The organism is Psychrobacter sp. TS_SC_6 (assembly GCF_056156305.1).
This window is the reverse complement of sequence record NZ_CM149590.1, coordinates 1,800,667-1,816,689: the sequence shown is the minus strand read 5'-3', so window position 1 is coordinate 1,816,689 and position 16,023 is coordinate 1,800,667. Positions and strand designations below refer to the sequence as shown.

Sequence of the window (16,023 nt, the reverse complement as noted above, 5' to 3'; positions counted from 1 at the left end):
TTTTCTATACGCTAGCTTAAGTAAGCTTACTACCCATTATTCCTGACAGTAAGGCAGACGGTTTATCTGACCAATCAATGCTAGTCCCAGATTGGGTATAGATGTCGTTATTACTCAGCCAAAGCGCAAATTCAGGGGCAGGGGTGAGACCAAGAAGTTGTCTAATGTATAGGGCATCGTGAAATGAAGTTGTTTGATAATTGAGCATGACATCGTCTGATCCTGGAATACCCATTATAAAATTAATCCCAGCATTGGCTAACAAGGTCAATAAAGTATCCATATCGTCCTGATCTGCGTCAGCGTGATTGGTATAACAAATATCACAACCCATAGGTACGCCAAGAAGCTTGCCACAAAAATGATCTTCTAGTCCTGCTCTAATGATTTGTTTGCCATCGAAGAGATATTCAGGTCCAATGAAACCAACCACTGTGTTAACCAATAAGGGTTTAAATTCTCTTGCTACAGCATAAGCTCTAGCTTCAAGTGTCTGCTGATCAGCGCCAAAGTTAGCATTACTGGATAACGCACTACCTTGACCTGTTTCGAAATACATGACATTTTGACCTACTGTGCCACGATTAAGACTGGTGGCAGCTTCATAGCCTTCTCTTAACATAGCTAAGTTTATACCATAGCTTGTATTCGCTTTTTCACTACCTGTGATGGACTGGAAAACCAGATCGACAGGGACGTTTTTATTGATCAACTGTATGGCGGATGTGATATGGGTTAAGACACAAGACTGAGTAGGGATTTGGTATTCAGAGATCACATGATCTAGGAGTTTCAATAATTCAGACAGGTTCTGTATGTTATCGGTAGCAGGGTTAATCCCAATGACCGCATCACCATTGCCATACATCAATCCATCAATGATGCTTGCGGAAATTCCCAACAGATCGTCGGTTGGGTGATTAGGCTGTAGTCGTGTGGATAGAGATCCTTCTAGACCGATGGTATTACGAAATTTAGTGACGACGCGACATTTTTTTGCTACCAAGATAAGATCTTGTACACGCATTATTTTACTTACAGCTGCTACCATCTCAGGTGTAAAAGCGTATTTTAATTCTGATATGGTCTCTGTGGTCGCTGACTCTCCTAAAAGCCAGTCTCTTAAGTCCCCAACAGTAAAACTGGATATTTTAGAGAAAGCTTGAAGATCGTGTTGCTCCATAATTAAACGAGTGACTTCATCCGTTTCATAAGAAATTAAAAAGTCATCTAGAAAGTCAGTTAACAAACAGTCTGCTAATGCCATTTGCGCTGCTACGCGCTCAGTTACATCGATGGCTGCTACTCCAGCTAGCTCATCACCCGAACGTCTCGGTGATGCTTTTGCAAGCAATGTTTTTAAGTCTTTAAATTGGTAGTTTCGCTGTCCTACATTATGTTTATATGCCATGTTAACCACCTTGGTTTCGTAATCACGTTGATTGGCACTAATATGTGCGTTGACAACGAAACTATCTATTTCAAATTATCGAACCCTTAAGTTCCAACTATGTTGAAACTTAACGCCTTATGAGAAATTTCTAATTAACTTATGCAACTTCATAATCATTGAATTTAACCCAACTCATCAGTTGCCGCTTCTATTTGCGCGAACTCTTCTTCTGGTGTACCGCTGACTAAATGATGCTGACTGAATATAACAAAATAAAGGATAAATACGACGTAAATACCAGCAGCCATAAACCATACTTTAGGATCTACCATCAATCCTGCTATTACCGCAAGTAATGCCAAACCTAAAGCAACGCCTGAAGTAAAAATTCCACCGGGTGTTTTATAAGGACGAGCAAGATCAGGCCGAGATAAACGTAATTTAATATGAGATGCCATCATTAGAACATATGAAACGGTTGCACCAAATACCGCCATAAGGATAAGTAAATCACCTTCACCTGTGAGCGATAACAGAAAGCCTATGATTCCAGGAACGATAAGCGCTAAATAAGGCGCTTTATTGTTGTTTGTTAATGATAATTTCTTAGGTAGATATCCTGCACGAGATAGGGCAAATATCTGTCTAGAGTAGGCGTAAATGATAGAGAAAAAGCTTGCAATCAAACCAGCCAAACCAACAAAGTTTACAAAACTTGCTAACCAAGAGTTACTTCCATACACAGAAGCCAAAGCATCTACTAAAGGGGCACCTGAGTCCTTCAACGCATCTGCGCCAGCAGCTCCTGGTCCCAAAAATAGTATAAGAATCGCAAATGTTGCTAGTATCAACATTGAGCCAATCAATCCACGTGGTAATGATTTAGCTGGGTCTTTGGCTTCTTCAGCTGCTAAGGGTACACCTTCAACCGCTAAAAAGAACCAAATAGCGTATGGCACAGCAGCCCAAATTCCGATATAGCCGTATGGTAAGAATGAGCTTGCACCTGCTTGATTACCAACTGCGATGTCAAAAAGGTTTGTACTATCGAAATGTGGAATCATTGCTACTATAAATACACCTAGTGCAATGCAAGCAATAGCTGTGATCCCAAACATGATCTTCAAAGCCTCACCAGCACCTTTCAAGTGAATGGCTATGAAGAGAATATAGCAAGCTAAATATACCATCCACCCACCAATACCAAATAAAGATTCACAGTAGGAACCAATGAATACGGCAATAGCAGCTGGAGCAATAGCGTATTCAATTAAAATTGCTGTACCCGTTAAATAGCCTCCTAAAGGACCAAAAGCAGTTCGTGCAAAACTATAACCGCCACCAGCGGTAGGCAACATTGTCGCCATCTCTGACATAGACAAACACATACAAAGGTACATTATAGCGACCACAATTGTGGCAACAAACATACCACCCCAACCACCTTGAGCAAGTCCAAAATTCCAACCTGCAAAATCTCCAGAAATCACATAGGCAACACCAAGCCCTATCAATAATACCCAGCCGACTGCGCCTTGTTTGAGTTGCCTTTTAGCAAAATAGTCATTCTCAACCTGAGTATTTCCTGCTATGCCATTCATTTGGCCATTCGCGTTTGTAGACATGTCATTCTCCAAAGCTCAGCCAATTAATAATGAATTGGTAAGCTATTATCAAAATATGTGAAGTACTCTGTAAATAAATACAACAAACTCTCTTGGATTAAAACGTGACAATCTTGTTATATCTCCATAGGGGGCAAGTTCTATGCCACATAAAAAATTGACTTCCCTAATAAATTAGTTAGGAAAAGCACTATTTTGAGACGATTGTTTGCTTCATTTCGGTGCCCTAGTAAGAAAAAAGCATATTTTTAGAGCACATATTTTGAATTTAGAAAAACCCCATTGCTTTCGGACTATAAGAGACCAGCATGTTTTTGGTCTGCTGATAATGATCGAGCATCATTAAATGGTTTTCGCGTCCGATACCAGATTGCTTATAGCCACCGAATGCTGCGTGTGACGGGTAGAGGTGATAACAGTTGGTCCATACGCGTCCTGCTTGAATACCACGACCGAAGCGATAAGCTTTATGCACACTACGTGTCCAAATCCCAGCACCTAGGCCATATAATGTATCATTGGCAATTTGCATGGCTTCCTCATCGTCTTTAAAGGTAGTAACAGCCAGCACCGGTCCAAAAATCTCTTCTTGGAACACACGCATGTCGTTAGTGCCCTCAAAAATAGTAGGTTGCACATAATAGCCATTGCCAAGATCACCGTCATGTTTGGCTCGATCACCGCCAACTAAGACTTTTGCGCCTTCTTTTTTACCGATATCAAGATAAGAGAGAATTTTTTCTAACTGATCTGAGCTTGCTTGCGCACCAATCATGGTGTCAGTGTCTAATGGATTGCCCATTTTGATGGCTTCGACACGGGCGACACAGCGTTTGATAAATTCATCATAAATGCTTTCATGGACGAGAGCACGCGATGGACAGGTACAGATTTCCCCTTGATTCAGTGCAAACATCACAAGACCTTCGACGGCTTTGTCTAAGAAATCATCGTCTTCATCCATGACATCGGCGAAGAAGATATTGGGACTCTTACCGCCCAGCTCTAGGGTGACAGGAATGATGTTTTCGCTAGCGTATTGCATGATGAGACGACCCGTGGTGGTCTCGCCCGTGAAGGCAACTTTATTGATACGTGGGTTGGAGGCTAGAGGCTTACCCGCTTCAACGCCAAAACCATTGACGACGTTAAGCACGCCCTTTGGTAAAATATCGGCAATACCGATGGTCTCAAGCATAAACAGAATAGAGGCTGGTGTTTGCTCGGCAGGTTTTAGGACAACACAGTTACCAGCGGCAAGGGCAGGTGCCAGTTTCCAGACCGCCATTAAGATAGGAAAGTTCCACGGGATGATTTGACCGACGACGCCAAGTGGTTCATGAAAATGATAGGCAACGGTATCGTCATCGATTTGACTGATGCCGCCTTCTTGTGCACGAATGGCGCTGGCGAAATAGCGAAAGTGGTCAATGGCTAAAGGAATGTCTGCGGCGAGGGTTTCACGCACGGGTTTGCCGTTTTCATAACATTCGGCAATGGCGATGGCTTCTAGGTTGGCTTCCATGCTATCAGCGATTTTGAGTAATAGATTGGCACGTTCAGCGACGCTGGTTTTGCCCCACGCGTCTTTGGCGGCATGAGCTGCATCGAGGGCTTTTTCGATGTCGGCTTCTTTGGAGCGGGCAACTTGGCAAATGGTTTTGCCATCAATGGGGCTTGTGTTGTCGAAGTATTCACCATCGAGTGGCGCGGTCCATTCACCATTGATGAAGTTGTCGTATTTTTCGCGAAATTGGACTGGGCTACCTTCCGTATTGGGATTTGCGTACAGCATGAAACACTCCTTGTTGTGTAATAAAGGTATCTAGAACTCCCTAAAATTGATCTTCCTGATCAAGTCATAATTTTATGCTACTGATATTTTGGTTCGAGTTAAAGCTATTTTTTATGTAAAATTATGTATTTTTTAATGATATAGATTGATAATTTTGAATAGCTAAACTGAGATGATTAATTTATGAAGTGATTAAGGGAAAGCTCTATTTGCTACTAATAACGCTTCAATGTTGATTAAAAAACTACAGCTCACTATGAAATATCAGCCATTAAAATAAACATTTGAAATTTTTTCTGCGTAAGTACAGTAACTTATAAAAATAACTGATCAAATAGAAAAATGGTCGTACTGAATCAAACTAGTACGACCATTCTACTTATGATTTTTCATAGGTTACTAAAAGTAGTAACGTTTAACTTACTCTAAGTGATGAACTTCCTGTAAGCCGTATACAGGTGTTTCTATACCTTCCATTCTGGCTTTAAGTTGCAAAGATAAATATTGAGAATAATGTCGAGATTGATGCAAGTTTCCACCATGGAACCATAACGCCTCCTGCTGCGTTGGCTTCCACATGTTTCTTAATTCGCCTTCCCAAGGGCCTGGATCTTTCGCTGTATCTGAGCCCATTCCCCAACACTTACCAACTTTATCAGCGACTTCTTGTGAAATTATTTTTGCAGCCCAACCATTCATGGAACCAAATCCAGTAGCATACACAATTAAATCAGCTTCTAGCTCCGTACCATCAGTTAGTACCACCGAATGAGGTTTAATATGATCAATGCTTACTTTGGATTTAAGCTTTATCTTACCTTCCGCTACAAGTTCAGAGGCACCTACATCGATATAGTAACCAGAGCCTCGGCGTAAGTATTTCATAAAAAGACCAGTATGATCTTCACCAAAGTCGAGCATGAAGCCTGCATCAGTTAGTCTCTTATAAAAATCAGCATCTAAATCGGCGACTTTACGATAAACAGGCTCATGAAATTGCGGCATGATTTTAAAAGGAATAGAACCAAAAGTCAGGTCTGCCTTATAGGTGGTTATTCCGTTTTCAATGGCTTCTTCTGAGTATAAACCACCTAATACTTCATCCATCAACGTATTTGATTTGATAATATGTGTCGATGATCTTTGTATCATAGTGACATCTGCACCATTTTCCCAAAGGGCGGCACAAATATCATGCGCCGAGTTATTGGCACCTAATACAACACATTTTTTACCTCGATAAGCTTCACCTCCTGGATGTTGGCTGGAGTGCTGTTGCTCTCCAATAAAATCTTCCATACCAGAAATTTTAGGAATGTTTGGTAATCCTGACATACCCGTAGCTAAAACTAGTTGTTTAGGATGTAATACTAAACGTTCACCTGCTCTATCAACCTCTACATTCCACTGCTGTAACTCTTCATCAAAAGCAGCACTTATACACTCAGTTGACCCCCAATAGTTTAACTCCATAATTTTAGTGTACATTTCTAGCCAATCACCAACTTTATCTTTTGGCGTAAATACTGGCCAGTTTTCAGGAAAAGGAATATATGGCATGTGGTCATACCATACAGGGTCATGCAAACATAACGATTTATAACGGTTACGCCACGTATCACCAGGCCTTGGTTGTTTATCAATGACAATTGTAGGAACCTCGAGTTGCCGTAAGCGAGCTCCTAGACCTATACCACCTTGTCCGCCACCAATAACTAAGCAATAAGGTTGCTCGCTGTAACCAAGGTTTTTCTCTTCAAGTTCACGTTTTTCCTGCCATGTTAAACGATCAGGGTTAACACCATGCTCAGCCCCTTTTGAGCGTAATTTTTTGCGCTTTTCAGGGAAGTCTTTAAGTTCGGTCATAGTAGTCAATAAGGTCCAAGCTTTGCCGTCACGTAAACGTAAATGCCCATAGCCTTTTGATACTTTGGTGTTAAAGCTTATCCAAGCTTCTAGCACACCATCATTTTCTACAGCTTCTCCGTCAAGCTGCCAGCCATATGGTTCAGTGTTTTCTAAGGTATGCGAAAGCATGTCTCTAATTTCATCTTGCCCCTCAAGCGTTTTTACATTCCAAGTAAAAGAAACTAAATCACGCCAGTAACCTTCCTTTTCGAAATACTCAGCTGCTTTATCAATATCTTTTGTACACAAGGCTTGATCAAAATCCTGCAGCCAATTAATGACTTGTTGGCTTGCGGATAATTCATTGTCTGATTTTTGAATAGTCATAAAGTCCCCTTCCATGGTTGTTTTTTACTCTATTGCTGAACTCCATGTGCAGCAATCCAAGACCCGTTAAATACCAAGCAGTATAATCTTTATGGGTCATGCCTCTTTAAAAGAGACACTGTCCGTAAAGACTATATCTGCTGTAAACATATTTTGTCAATAATATTATAAACATATGTTTTTAAATAGACTAATGCGGTAAAACTACTTCAAGCATACTATTACTAGACTGTTTCTGATAACAAAAAAGCCACCTATAAGATGGCTTATTAGCGCTTAAATCACTTGAATTCATTGTTACACATTAAAGCCTATGTGTTTCCCTGTTGGCAGCTCAACGTCGATACGAAGCTTGCCACCCATAGCCTCAACATATTTTTTCATGGTCGATATTTTAAGATCATTGCCGCGATTTTCTATAGCAGACAATGAAGGCTGCTTAATACCCATGGTTTGAGCCAGCTCTTTTTGAGAGATCTCTAACTCTTCACGGATACGAGACAGCTGGTTTTCTAAAAGCAGCTGCTCGGCCAGTTGTTGAATACGCGCTCGGCTATCTAAAGAGCGCTCAGCTAACATCTCTTGTAGTGTTTTAGTCATGTTATGACTCTCCTAAGGTTCTGAGGTGACACTCATATGTTTTTGTCATTGCAGCGCCAACAGAAATTGGCGATGTTCTCTTAATACTTTGACTTACTCTTGATCATAGGTTACAACTTCATCTTCTATGATTTTATTTGTTTTTCTTTTTTGAGGGTATTTACATGAATTATTTAATTAAAGCCACTGCTTTATGCTTACTTACCGCACTGTCTATAACCTCATACGCACAAACGCTTAAAGCAGCTATCAGTAGTGAGACTGCTAGTAACGTTAAGTTTTTAAACTTAGAAAGTGAAAAATATTTTGTTCACGATAATGAGTATTTAGAAAGTGAAGCAATGAGGTTTACTTTTGATAACCAAAGCATAGTTATGAAAGATGTTAACTCTGACGGAATCCAAGATGCTGTCACACTTCTTTATTACTGTGAAGAAACTAATTGCCATGCAACAACAAAAAGTGTGGATTTAGTAGTATTCAAAGGCCTTGGTAAAAACCAGTACACTAAATTAGGCTCAGCCTCGATTGGGGTAGCTGCTAAAATAAAAAGCGTAAATAATGGGGTTATTAGCATTACTTCATATGCTTATGGAGAAGATGATCCATCATGCTGTCCTACAGATGAACTCACAATGTCGTATAGAATAAAAAATAAAAAATTGGCCAAAATTAACTAGGGCGTGTCATCAATTAGCACAGTTATTTTAAAACAAGCTATACTCAGTCTATATTTAGGGAACTGAGACCAGATACCATGACAAGACGACATGCCCTACGAGATGACCAATGGGAGAGAATTAAAGACATTCTGCCAGGTCAACCAAATGACGTTGGTGTTACTGCAAAGGATAACCGCTTATTTGTAGAAGCCGTCCTGTACCGCTACAAGACAGGCATACCATGGCGCGTCCTACCTGAACGTTTTGGCGACTTCAGAGTGATTCATACTCGTTTTAGCCGTTGGTCAAAAAAAGGCGTATGGGAACAGGTTTTTAATCAGTTGTCTGAGCAATCCGATGATGAATATGCCATGCTAGATGCCACTATTGTTAAAGCCCATCAGCATAGCGCTGGAAAAAAAGGGATCAAGCCATTGGGCGAAGCCGAGGTGGACTGACGACCAAAATACATACTCGTACAGATGCATTAGGCAATCCTACTGGTTTTTATCTAACGGGTGGCGCGGCTCATGACTTATGTGGCTCAGATGAACTGCTCGATGTCAGTATTAGCCAAACCTGGCTTGCCGATAGAGCTTATGATGCTAATGCCCGCGTCATTGAACCGATTAACGCCGTACAAGGCAATGCAGTCATACCGTTCAAGTGTCATCGACTGCAGCCAAGAGATTTCGATAAAGAGCTGTATAAAGCGCGGCACTTAATTGAGAACTTCTTTGCCAAGATAAAGCAGTACCGTGCGATTGCTACTCGCTATGACAAGTTAGCCTGTCATTTCTTGAGTGCTATTCATCTGGTTTCTTGTGTTATTTGGCTTAATTGATGACACGCCCGATAGGTACTTAATATTAATTTGGTACTGGACGTATTACTGGTTCTATAGGCATACCTCAAGGTACGCAATAAAAACTGATTTTTGATATCTCATGTCATTAACTCTGTTGTTGAAATACGTTCGGTGCGCTATATAGGTACCGAACTGCTAGTGCTAGATATGAATTTAATAACTATAAAATCGACAGCATGGCTCAAGGCTATGCTTTTCCAAAAAAATTGTATTGATAGAGTTTTATACCCCCTAGTGAGCGTTACCAGTACTAGCCAAAATACAAGAACATCATACTTCTAAAGAAGATGAGTGCAGTTAGTAACAGTTGTAACCTTTCGTCAATTTTCATAAAGCTTCGTAAAGCCATAATCCTTTATCATTTCCCTTATCGATAGAGTAAGGCTATATCAAGACATTTTGTCTGATGGTAAGCCATACATCCTAATTAATAATTCATGCTTGATAAGCATTTGGAAGGAAATGATAATGAAAAAAGTAATGATGAGTTCTATTCTAGCTGCTACTGCTTGTTTTGCGATGATTGGTCAAGCAAGTGCCGCACCTGCACCGCATTTTGTAAAACATAAAGTCTCCCATGGACAGCAACATAAAGCCCCTCAGAAAGTGGCCGTTAAGAAAGTTGCGCATAAGAAATTTGTGGTTCAAAACCATAAGCATGCATCTAAAGTGGCGTATGTTCAAAACCGCCGTTAGTTGACGTAATTTTAATCGTGTTACCTGACAAAAAACAGCTCCTAATTAGGAGCTGTTTTTTGTATCGCAGATTAGACCTCTTGCAAAAGTAGCAGAGGGAATTAAAATAACTAATACATTCATAACTGGCTAGGAACCATGCCAAACATAGATAAGCTACTCAAACAAAGTGACGCTGGTTTTAAACGCTATACTGGCATCCATAAAGCCACCTTTCATGAAATGCTGGATGCTATGCAAGAGCATGAATTATCTAAGACCAAATCAGGCAGACCCAGTGCGCTTAGTCTTGAGGAACAAATATTACTGGCCCTTACTTATTGGCGTGAATACCGAACGCTATACCACATCAGTATGGACTTTGGTATTCATGAGTCTTCTGCCAGCCGCATTATTCGTAAAGTAGAAGACGTACTGGTTGATTCAGGCAAGTTTGAACTGCCCAAAAAGCTGCCATGTCGCGTCGATGACGATATCAATTGGCGGGTAGTCATCGTTGATGCGACCGAAACCCCAATTGAGCGTCCAAAAAAAACCAAAGCGACTACTACAGCGGTAAGAAAAAACAGCACACATTAAAAGCGCAGGTTATCGTTCATTGGCAAACAGGCTTGATACTTGATGTGCAAACCTGCAAAGGGTCAATCCACGATTTTAAGCTCTATAAAGATACTTGTCCTGACTGGTTACCTGAAAATACTAACTATCTAGCAGATAGTGGTTATCAAGGTATAGCAAAACTACATAACCAAACCTTCACGCCATTTAAAAAACCTCGTGGTGGTCAGTTATTAGAGATATGCAAACAGGCGAATCATTATCTGGCAAAGTTCCGTATTATGGTTGAGCACAAAATAGGCTTAATCAAATTGTTCAAAATCGTGGCTCATAAATATCGCAACCGTCGTCAGCGCTATGATCTTAGAATGAAGCTGTTTGCTGGTATCGTTAATTCCGAGCTTAACCTATGACTTTCGCAAGAGGTCTACTATTTAAAACTCTTACTATAAGTATTAAAAATTTGAGCGCTAATAGTCTTATTAAAGACGTTAACTATAAATAAGGAATCAAAAATAACACAGCAATTAGATTATCTGTTTTAAGCTGTTCAATTTTTTATGGTATAGTTAAAAAGCTTTTCTGCAATTTGTCTAGTTCTTTGTTCATAAACCTTATTATTCAATATTTTTTTTAAATAAGTCGAAAAGTATACATTCAAATCATTGTTGTCTTCGTTATCAAGCCATTCAACAGCTAACTTGACTGTATAAGAGGTATTCTGTATGAAGCCCGCTTCTATTATCTCCTTTGCTGGAAAGCTTTCAATTGCTTTAATATTATTGGTATCTATCATACTAATATATAAACTTTTCTCCTTTTCAAGAAAAGGAAAAAGAGACATTGTTACTTCGAATATATTGACATCTAAATTGAAATTTTTACTTCTTATGTCTAATTTCCAGCCTTCTTGATAAATAAGAAATATACTATTGAGTATAGGGGACATTATTTTGATCATGTGATACTTCCAAGTAGGAATTTGTCTGAAGCGAGCATAACACATCAGACAAATCCGTAATAAAATCATGCTAGTAGCATTGCGCTTAAAAGCCATCCATTTTAACTTTTATTCCATAACCTTGCATAGTTTTGACAAATTGCTTTCTAACTTCTGGAGTCCAGTTTTGCCAAAAATGTCCTGATCGTTCATTCATTAAAAATACTCCATCATTTCCTCTATATACATGACCCCCAACCACTTTACTTCTATCAGCATTGATTGAGTTTGCTAAATATTCATGCATTGCAGGAGATTTTCTACCACCAACTAAAAATGTTGAGGTAGTAGGATCAAAAATATATTCTACATTTTTAGGATAATAATTTAACAATGCACCGTTAGATTTGCTACTAGAATTTAGTCCTATGATTCCTGCCTGAGGTCCAGAGCCAGACCAAGATAGAATCTTGTTGGTAGCATTGACTGGAATCGTTACTTTATTCATACTTGCAGCCAGCTTTAAACCACTTCTAATAGAACTAATCTCTCCTGCAACTCCCGCAGCGCTATAAACCATTTCAGCGGTAGAAAGAGGAATACCTAATACCTCGTTGAGAGCTTGTGCTCCAAGCGTGTTCTCTGTTTTACCTGAATAGGCTTGTCGAAGACCTGTACTCATAATATCTGAAGAGTACACTAAACCTGCTCCTGCTAACGCACAGCCTATACCTGTAGCACAAGTAGAGAGCCCAGCTGCGGATACTGCACCACTTCCAGTTCCTACAGCAGTAATAAATACGCCTTCTGCGCGAGTTCCAATTTGATACGTTGAATTGAGCTTGTTTGCTTTATCTGTAGTTGGTGTAGGTTGAAACAGTGTTTCCTTATTTGTTTGATTATAACCTCCTCCATCTCTAATTGAAGTTCGCACATAGCTTGTTGTCTCAAGAATTTGTTTCGAGAGTTCAGTTCTTAAGCTTGCATACTTAGCAGTTGCACCTTGTATCTCTATTTTTCTAGTGGCTTTATACTCAATAGACCTCTTGCGAAAGTCATAGGTTAAGCTCGGAATTAACGATACCAGCAAACAGCTTCATTCTAAGATCATAGCGCTGACGACGGTTGCGATATTTATGAGCCACGATTTTGAACAATTTGATTAAGCCTATTTTGTGCTCAACCATAATACGGAACTTTGCCAGATAATGATTCGCCTGTTTGCATATCTCTAATAACTGACCACCACGAGGTTTTTTAAATGGCGTGAAGGTTTGGTTATGTAGTTTTGCTATACCTTGATAACCACTATCTGCTAGATAGTTAGTATTTTCAGGTAACCAGTCAGGACAAGTATCTTTATAGAGCTTAAAATCGTGGATTGACCCTTTGCAGGTTTGCACATCAAGTATCAAGCCTGTTTGCCAATGAACGATAACCTGCGCTTTTAATGTGTGCTGTTTTTTCTTACCGCTGTAGTAGTCGCTTTGGTTTTTTTTGGACGCTCAATTGGGGTTTCGGTCGCATCAACGATGACTACCCGCCAATTGATATCGTCATCGACGCGACATGGCAGCTTTTTGGGCAGTTCAAACTTGCCTGAATCAACCAGTACGTCTTCTACTTTACGAATAATGCGGCTGGCAGAAGACTCATGAATACCAAAGTCCATACTGATGTGGTATAGCGTTCGGTATTCACGCCAATAAGTAAGGGCCAGTAATATTTGTTCCTCAAGACTAAGCGCACTGGGTCTGCCTGATTTGGTCTTAGATAATTCATGCTCTTGCATAGCATCCAGCATTTCATGAAAGGTGGCTTTATGGATGCCAGTATAGCGTTTAAAACCAGCGTCACTTTGTTTGAGTAGCTTATCTATGTTTGGCATGGTTCCTAGCCAGTTATGAATGTATTAGTTATTTTAATTCCCTCTGCTACTTTTGCAAGAGGTCTAATAGAATCCACTGGAAGATGAGCCGAACATTTAATCAAAGCACAGCCAGCAATGAAGTAGTCTGCTTCACTAGCTTTTGAGTTTTTTGCAGCCAATTGCTTAATACGCTCTACTTCGCGCTGTTTAAACTGACGATTATTTGCAACTGCCGTCTGAGCCGTATCTATTGCTGCAACAGCATCATAACCAGCGACAGTGGCAATAGTACCAGCAATAAACTGTGAGAGAAAAAGCTGTTTTTCTCTTGCTGCTTTGTATGTTTCGTAATCGTCACTCATATTGGGATCAGGAAGCAATTCAGCTACTACTTCCCCAACAGATGCACCTATAGCTCCTGCTGTACAATCAGCTTTCTTAGCAGCGGCTGAAGCGCACCCTGCTACTGCGTGTAATACTTTATGCAGAATGTAATTATTTTCTGTTGTCTTAATTTCACTAGCTGCGAAGCCATGGGCAGCATTAATACCGCTATTAAGCAAAGATAATTCTAAGTTATCAGATAGGCTACCGCCATTAATACCCGTAGTAATTAATGCTGAAGTTGTTCCTTCAAAAACACCATTCACTAATCGACCTTGTAAAGAGTTTAAATCTGTAATAGATAAGTTTTTAAATACACCTGGCATTACCGAGGTATTCATATATTGCAGTGTTCCAGCCGTCAATGCCGCAGTTGCCATATTGCGTATAGTATCGCTACTCGCCATATCTTTAAACGTTTTTCCAAGATCACCCTTATTATTGATTAAGGTAATAATGGCTTGCGTCTGTAGGGCAACGCCAGCAGCATGAGCGGCTACTAAGGATGCACTAGCCCCAGTACCTGCACCTCCTGATGCCACAGCGATAGCCAAAGCGATCAAAGCCGCTGCCCCTGGCGTCAATCCTTCTTGTTCAAACTTAAAGTGTTCTTGAATTAGTTGAACTTGTACCCAATTGATTTCATTGTTTTTATCAAGCTCTGCCAAATACTCATAGCCCGGCTGCTTAGATAAATTAAGGGCAATCTTGCCCAGCTCAGCTTGACTTCTTTGAATCTCAAGTTTGGCTTGATTATTATCACTAATATCAACATCCACAGGAACAGCTATGACCACACCGTTTGGTGAGGTTATCGTTGGCGTCTGGTTGAATTTAGGCAGCTGCGCAGTAGTGACGGTATCTCGTTGTTCTACAGTTTTTTGCCAGACCGTACTTTCTTTTTCTTGATTGTGCGTAGTTATGACTTGATGCTGAACTGCGTCTAGTATTAATTTTGCGTCTGCTTCTGCATAAGGGCCAAATCCAACTTGGATGTCATCAGTGTTTGAGGTGTTAAAAATAGTACCTTTTAGTACCGTGTCACCTCCTGACTTGGTATAGGCTTTACCGCCTATTAAGGTAGTCGGTAGTTGTGATAGCTCTTGACGAGTATCATTGGTATGGTCTTTGTTATAGCGAACGCCTAACTGTAGTGGCATAATAAAACTGGACAGCGCATAAGAGGCTATACTACCCCAAAAAGGAAACTAGTATGACCAACAAACGCAACCAATATACCCGAGAATTCAAACTTGAAGCCATCAGCTTAGTCACTGATCACAACCGTAGCATACCCGACGTTTCTGATTCACTTGGCATAGGCAAATCCACCTTACAGAAATGGCTGAGTCAGTACCGTCAAGAAATGGGTGGTCAAGCACCTAAAGTCGGCAACGCTTTAACCGATGAACAGCGAGAACTCCAAGAACTGCGTAAACAAGTAAAACGGCTGACTATGGAGCGCGACATTCTAAAAAAGGCTTCAGCTCTGCTAGCCTTGGACAGTCTGAGCGATTATCGCTGATAAGTCAGCTGGCAGAGCAAGACAAACAGATGAGTAAAAGCCTTTTGCTCAAGCTGTTTGGCGTGATTAAAAGCAGCTATTATTATGGACGGCAGCCCAAGCCAATTAACCTTGAAACCGTCAAACACAAAGCCTTAATCCGCCAAATATTTAACGACTCAAAGCGCTCAGCAGGCGCTCGCAGCATCGTTGCCATATTAATGAATGAACACGGCATCAAGCTGACCCGTTATATGGTAGGTAAACTTATGGCGCAGATGGGGCTCATCAGTTGCCAGCTAAAAACACATAAATATAAGCATGCTGATGAAGAACACCAAGCTCATGACAACATACTGAACCGTAATTTTAGCCCATCAGCGCCCAATCAAGTCTGGACGGGTGATGTCACTTATATTCGCATTAAAGGCAGCTGGTGTTATTTAGCGGTGGTGTTAGATTTGTATGCTCGGCGTGTGGTGGGCTTTGCCGTGTCAGATTCGCCTGACAGCATGCTGACAACCAAAGCGCTACAGATGGCATATCAGACGCGCTTACAGCCAACTGGAGTGCTGTTTCACTCCGATCAGGGAACCCATTACACTAGCAAGAAGTTTGCCCAATCCGTGGCAAGTTGTGAGGGTATGACGCAAAGTATGAGCCGAAAGGGCAACTGTTGGGACAACGCTCCGACTGAGCGCTTCTTCAGAAGCTTTAAAACAGAGTGGATGCCAAAGGGCGGTTATGAGGATATCGCTGAAGCTCGGACTGCCATTGTTGATTACATCTGGGGCTATTATCAGACCGTGAGACCGCATGCGTTTAACGATTATTTATCACCAGCAGAGAAAGAGAGACGTTATTTTAACCAAATCTCTTATAAGCTGTCCTAA

The 16,023-nt window shown here is 40.6% G+C and carries 14 protein-coding genes and 3 pseudogenes; 7 read left to right on the top strand and 10 right to left on the bottom strand.

Translation table 11 applies throughout. From position 1 onward, the window contains the following. Positions 1–16: 16 nt before the first annotated feature. From AC0J5Y_RS07675 to AC0J5Y_RS07655, 5 genes are all read right to left on the bottom strand, one after another. Positions 17–1,411 (bottom strand): ethanolamine ammonia-lyase subunit EutB, encoded by a 1,395-nt coding sequence (locus AC0J5Y_RS07675; RefSeq protein ID WP_475130160.1) that lies wholly within the window; start codon positions 1,409–1,411, stop codon positions 17–19. Between the two features lie 164 nt (positions 1,412–1,575). Continuing rightward, positions 1,576–2,994: an ethanolamine permease gene (gene eat, locus AC0J5Y_RS07670; RefSeq protein ID WP_475132124.1), complete on the bottom strand. Its 1,419-nt coding sequence runs from the start codon at positions 2,992–2,994 to the stop codon at positions 1,576–1,578. A 292-nt stretch (positions 2,995–3,286) separates the two neighbouring features. Then, positions 3,287–4,813 (bottom strand): acetaldehyde dehydrogenase ExaC, encoded by a 1,527-nt coding sequence (gene exaC, locus AC0J5Y_RS07665; RefSeq protein ID WP_475130159.1) that lies wholly within the window; start codon positions 4,811–4,813, stop codon positions 3,287–3,289. A gap of 420 nt (positions 4,814–5,233) precedes the next feature. After that, positions 5,234–7,048: an NAD(P)/FAD-dependent oxidoreductase gene (locus AC0J5Y_RS07660; RefSeq protein ID WP_475130158.1), complete on the bottom strand. Its 1,815-nt coding sequence runs from the start codon at positions 7,046–7,048 to the stop codon at positions 5,234–5,236. Positions 7,049–7,345: 297 nt separating this feature from the next. Next, positions 7,346–7,648, bottom strand: a complete 303-nt coding sequence (locus AC0J5Y_RS07655; RefSeq protein ID WP_475130157.1) for a helix-turn-helix domain-containing protein — start codon at positions 7,646–7,648, stop codon at positions 7,346–7,348. 164 nt (positions 7,649–7,812) lie between these two features. Here AC0J5Y_RS07655 and AC0J5Y_RS07650 point away from each other — a divergent pair, with 164 nt between their 5' ends. The 5 genes and pseudogenes from AC0J5Y_RS07650 to AC0J5Y_RS07630 all read left to right on the top strand — a co-directional run. Beyond that, positions 7,813–8,328: a hypothetical protein gene (locus tag AC0J5Y_RS07650; protein ID WP_475130156.1), complete on the top strand. Its 516-nt coding sequence runs from the start codon at positions 7,813–7,815 to the stop codon at positions 8,326–8,328. Positions 8,329–8,405: 77 nt separating this feature from the next. Further along, a pseudogene (locus AC0J5Y_RS07645) lies at positions 8,406–9,154 on the top strand (IS5 family transposase). Positions 9,155–9,646: 492 nt separating this feature from the next. Continuing rightward, positions 9,647–9,874, top strand: a complete 228-nt coding sequence (locus tag AC0J5Y_RS07640; RefSeq protein ID WP_475130155.1) for a hypothetical protein — start codon at positions 9,647–9,649, stop codon at positions 9,872–9,874. A gap of 138 nt (positions 9,875–10,012) precedes the next feature. Next, positions 10,013–10,453 carry a transposase family protein gene (locus AC0J5Y_RS07635; protein ID WP_475130068.1) on the top strand — a complete coding sequence of 147 codons (441 nt, stop codon included), beginning with the start codon at positions 10,013–10,015 and terminating at the stop codon, positions 10,451–10,453. 8 nt (positions 10,454–10,461) lie between these two features. Then, a pseudogene (locus AC0J5Y_RS07630) lies at positions 10,462–10,845 on the top strand (transposase family protein); the annotation flags it as partial. A gap of 137 nt (positions 10,846–10,982) precedes the next feature. Here the strand turns inward: AC0J5Y_RS07630 and AC0J5Y_RS07625 are convergent. The 5 genes and pseudogenes from AC0J5Y_RS07625 to AC0J5Y_RS07605 form a co-directional block, all read right to left on the bottom strand. Then, the gene (locus AC0J5Y_RS07625; protein ID WP_475130154.1) at positions 10,983–11,393 is read right to left on the bottom strand and encodes a hypothetical protein; all 411 of its coding nucleotides are present in this window, start codon (positions 11,391–11,393) and stop codon (positions 10,983–10,985) included. 85 nt (positions 11,394–11,478) lie between these two features. Further along, positions 11,479–12,462 (bottom strand): polymorphic toxin type 43 domain-containing protein, encoded by a 984-nt coding sequence (locus AC0J5Y_RS07620; protein ID WP_475130153.1) that lies wholly within the window; start codon positions 12,460–12,462, stop codon positions 11,479–11,481. Further along, a pseudogene (locus tag AC0J5Y_RS07615) lies at positions 12,428–12,811 on the bottom strand (transposase family protein); the annotation flags it as partial. The gene AC0J5Y_RS07620 and the pseudogene AC0J5Y_RS07615, both read right to left, overlap by 35 nt. An 8-nt stretch (positions 12,812–12,819) precedes the next feature. Next, the gene (locus AC0J5Y_RS07610) at positions 12,820–13,260 is read right to left on the bottom strand and encodes a transposase family protein (RefSeq protein ID WP_475130068.1); all 441 of its coding nucleotides are present in this window, start codon (positions 13,258–13,260) and stop codon (positions 12,820–12,822) included. 5 nt (positions 13,261–13,265) lie between these two features. Continuing rightward, positions 13,266–14,786 (bottom strand): DUF637 domain-containing protein, encoded by a 1,521-nt coding sequence (locus tag AC0J5Y_RS07605; RefSeq protein WP_475130152.1) that lies wholly within the window; start codon positions 14,784–14,786, stop codon positions 13,266–13,268. 53 nt (positions 14,787–14,839) lie between these two features. On the opposite strand from AC0J5Y_RS07605, the gene AC0J5Y_RS07600 reads away from it, so the two are divergent. Both AC0J5Y_RS07600 and AC0J5Y_RS07595 read left to right on the top strand, forming a co-directional pair. Then, entirely contained in the window at positions 14,840–15,151 is a 312-nt protein-coding gene (locus AC0J5Y_RS07600) for a transposase (protein ID WP_058025686.1), read from the top strand. Positions 15,152–15,180: 29 nt separating this feature from the next. After that, complete coding sequence (locus tag AC0J5Y_RS07595) at positions 15,181–16,023, top strand: IS3 family transposase (protein WP_475129900.1); 843 nt, start codon at positions 15,181–15,183, stop codon at positions 16,021–16,023.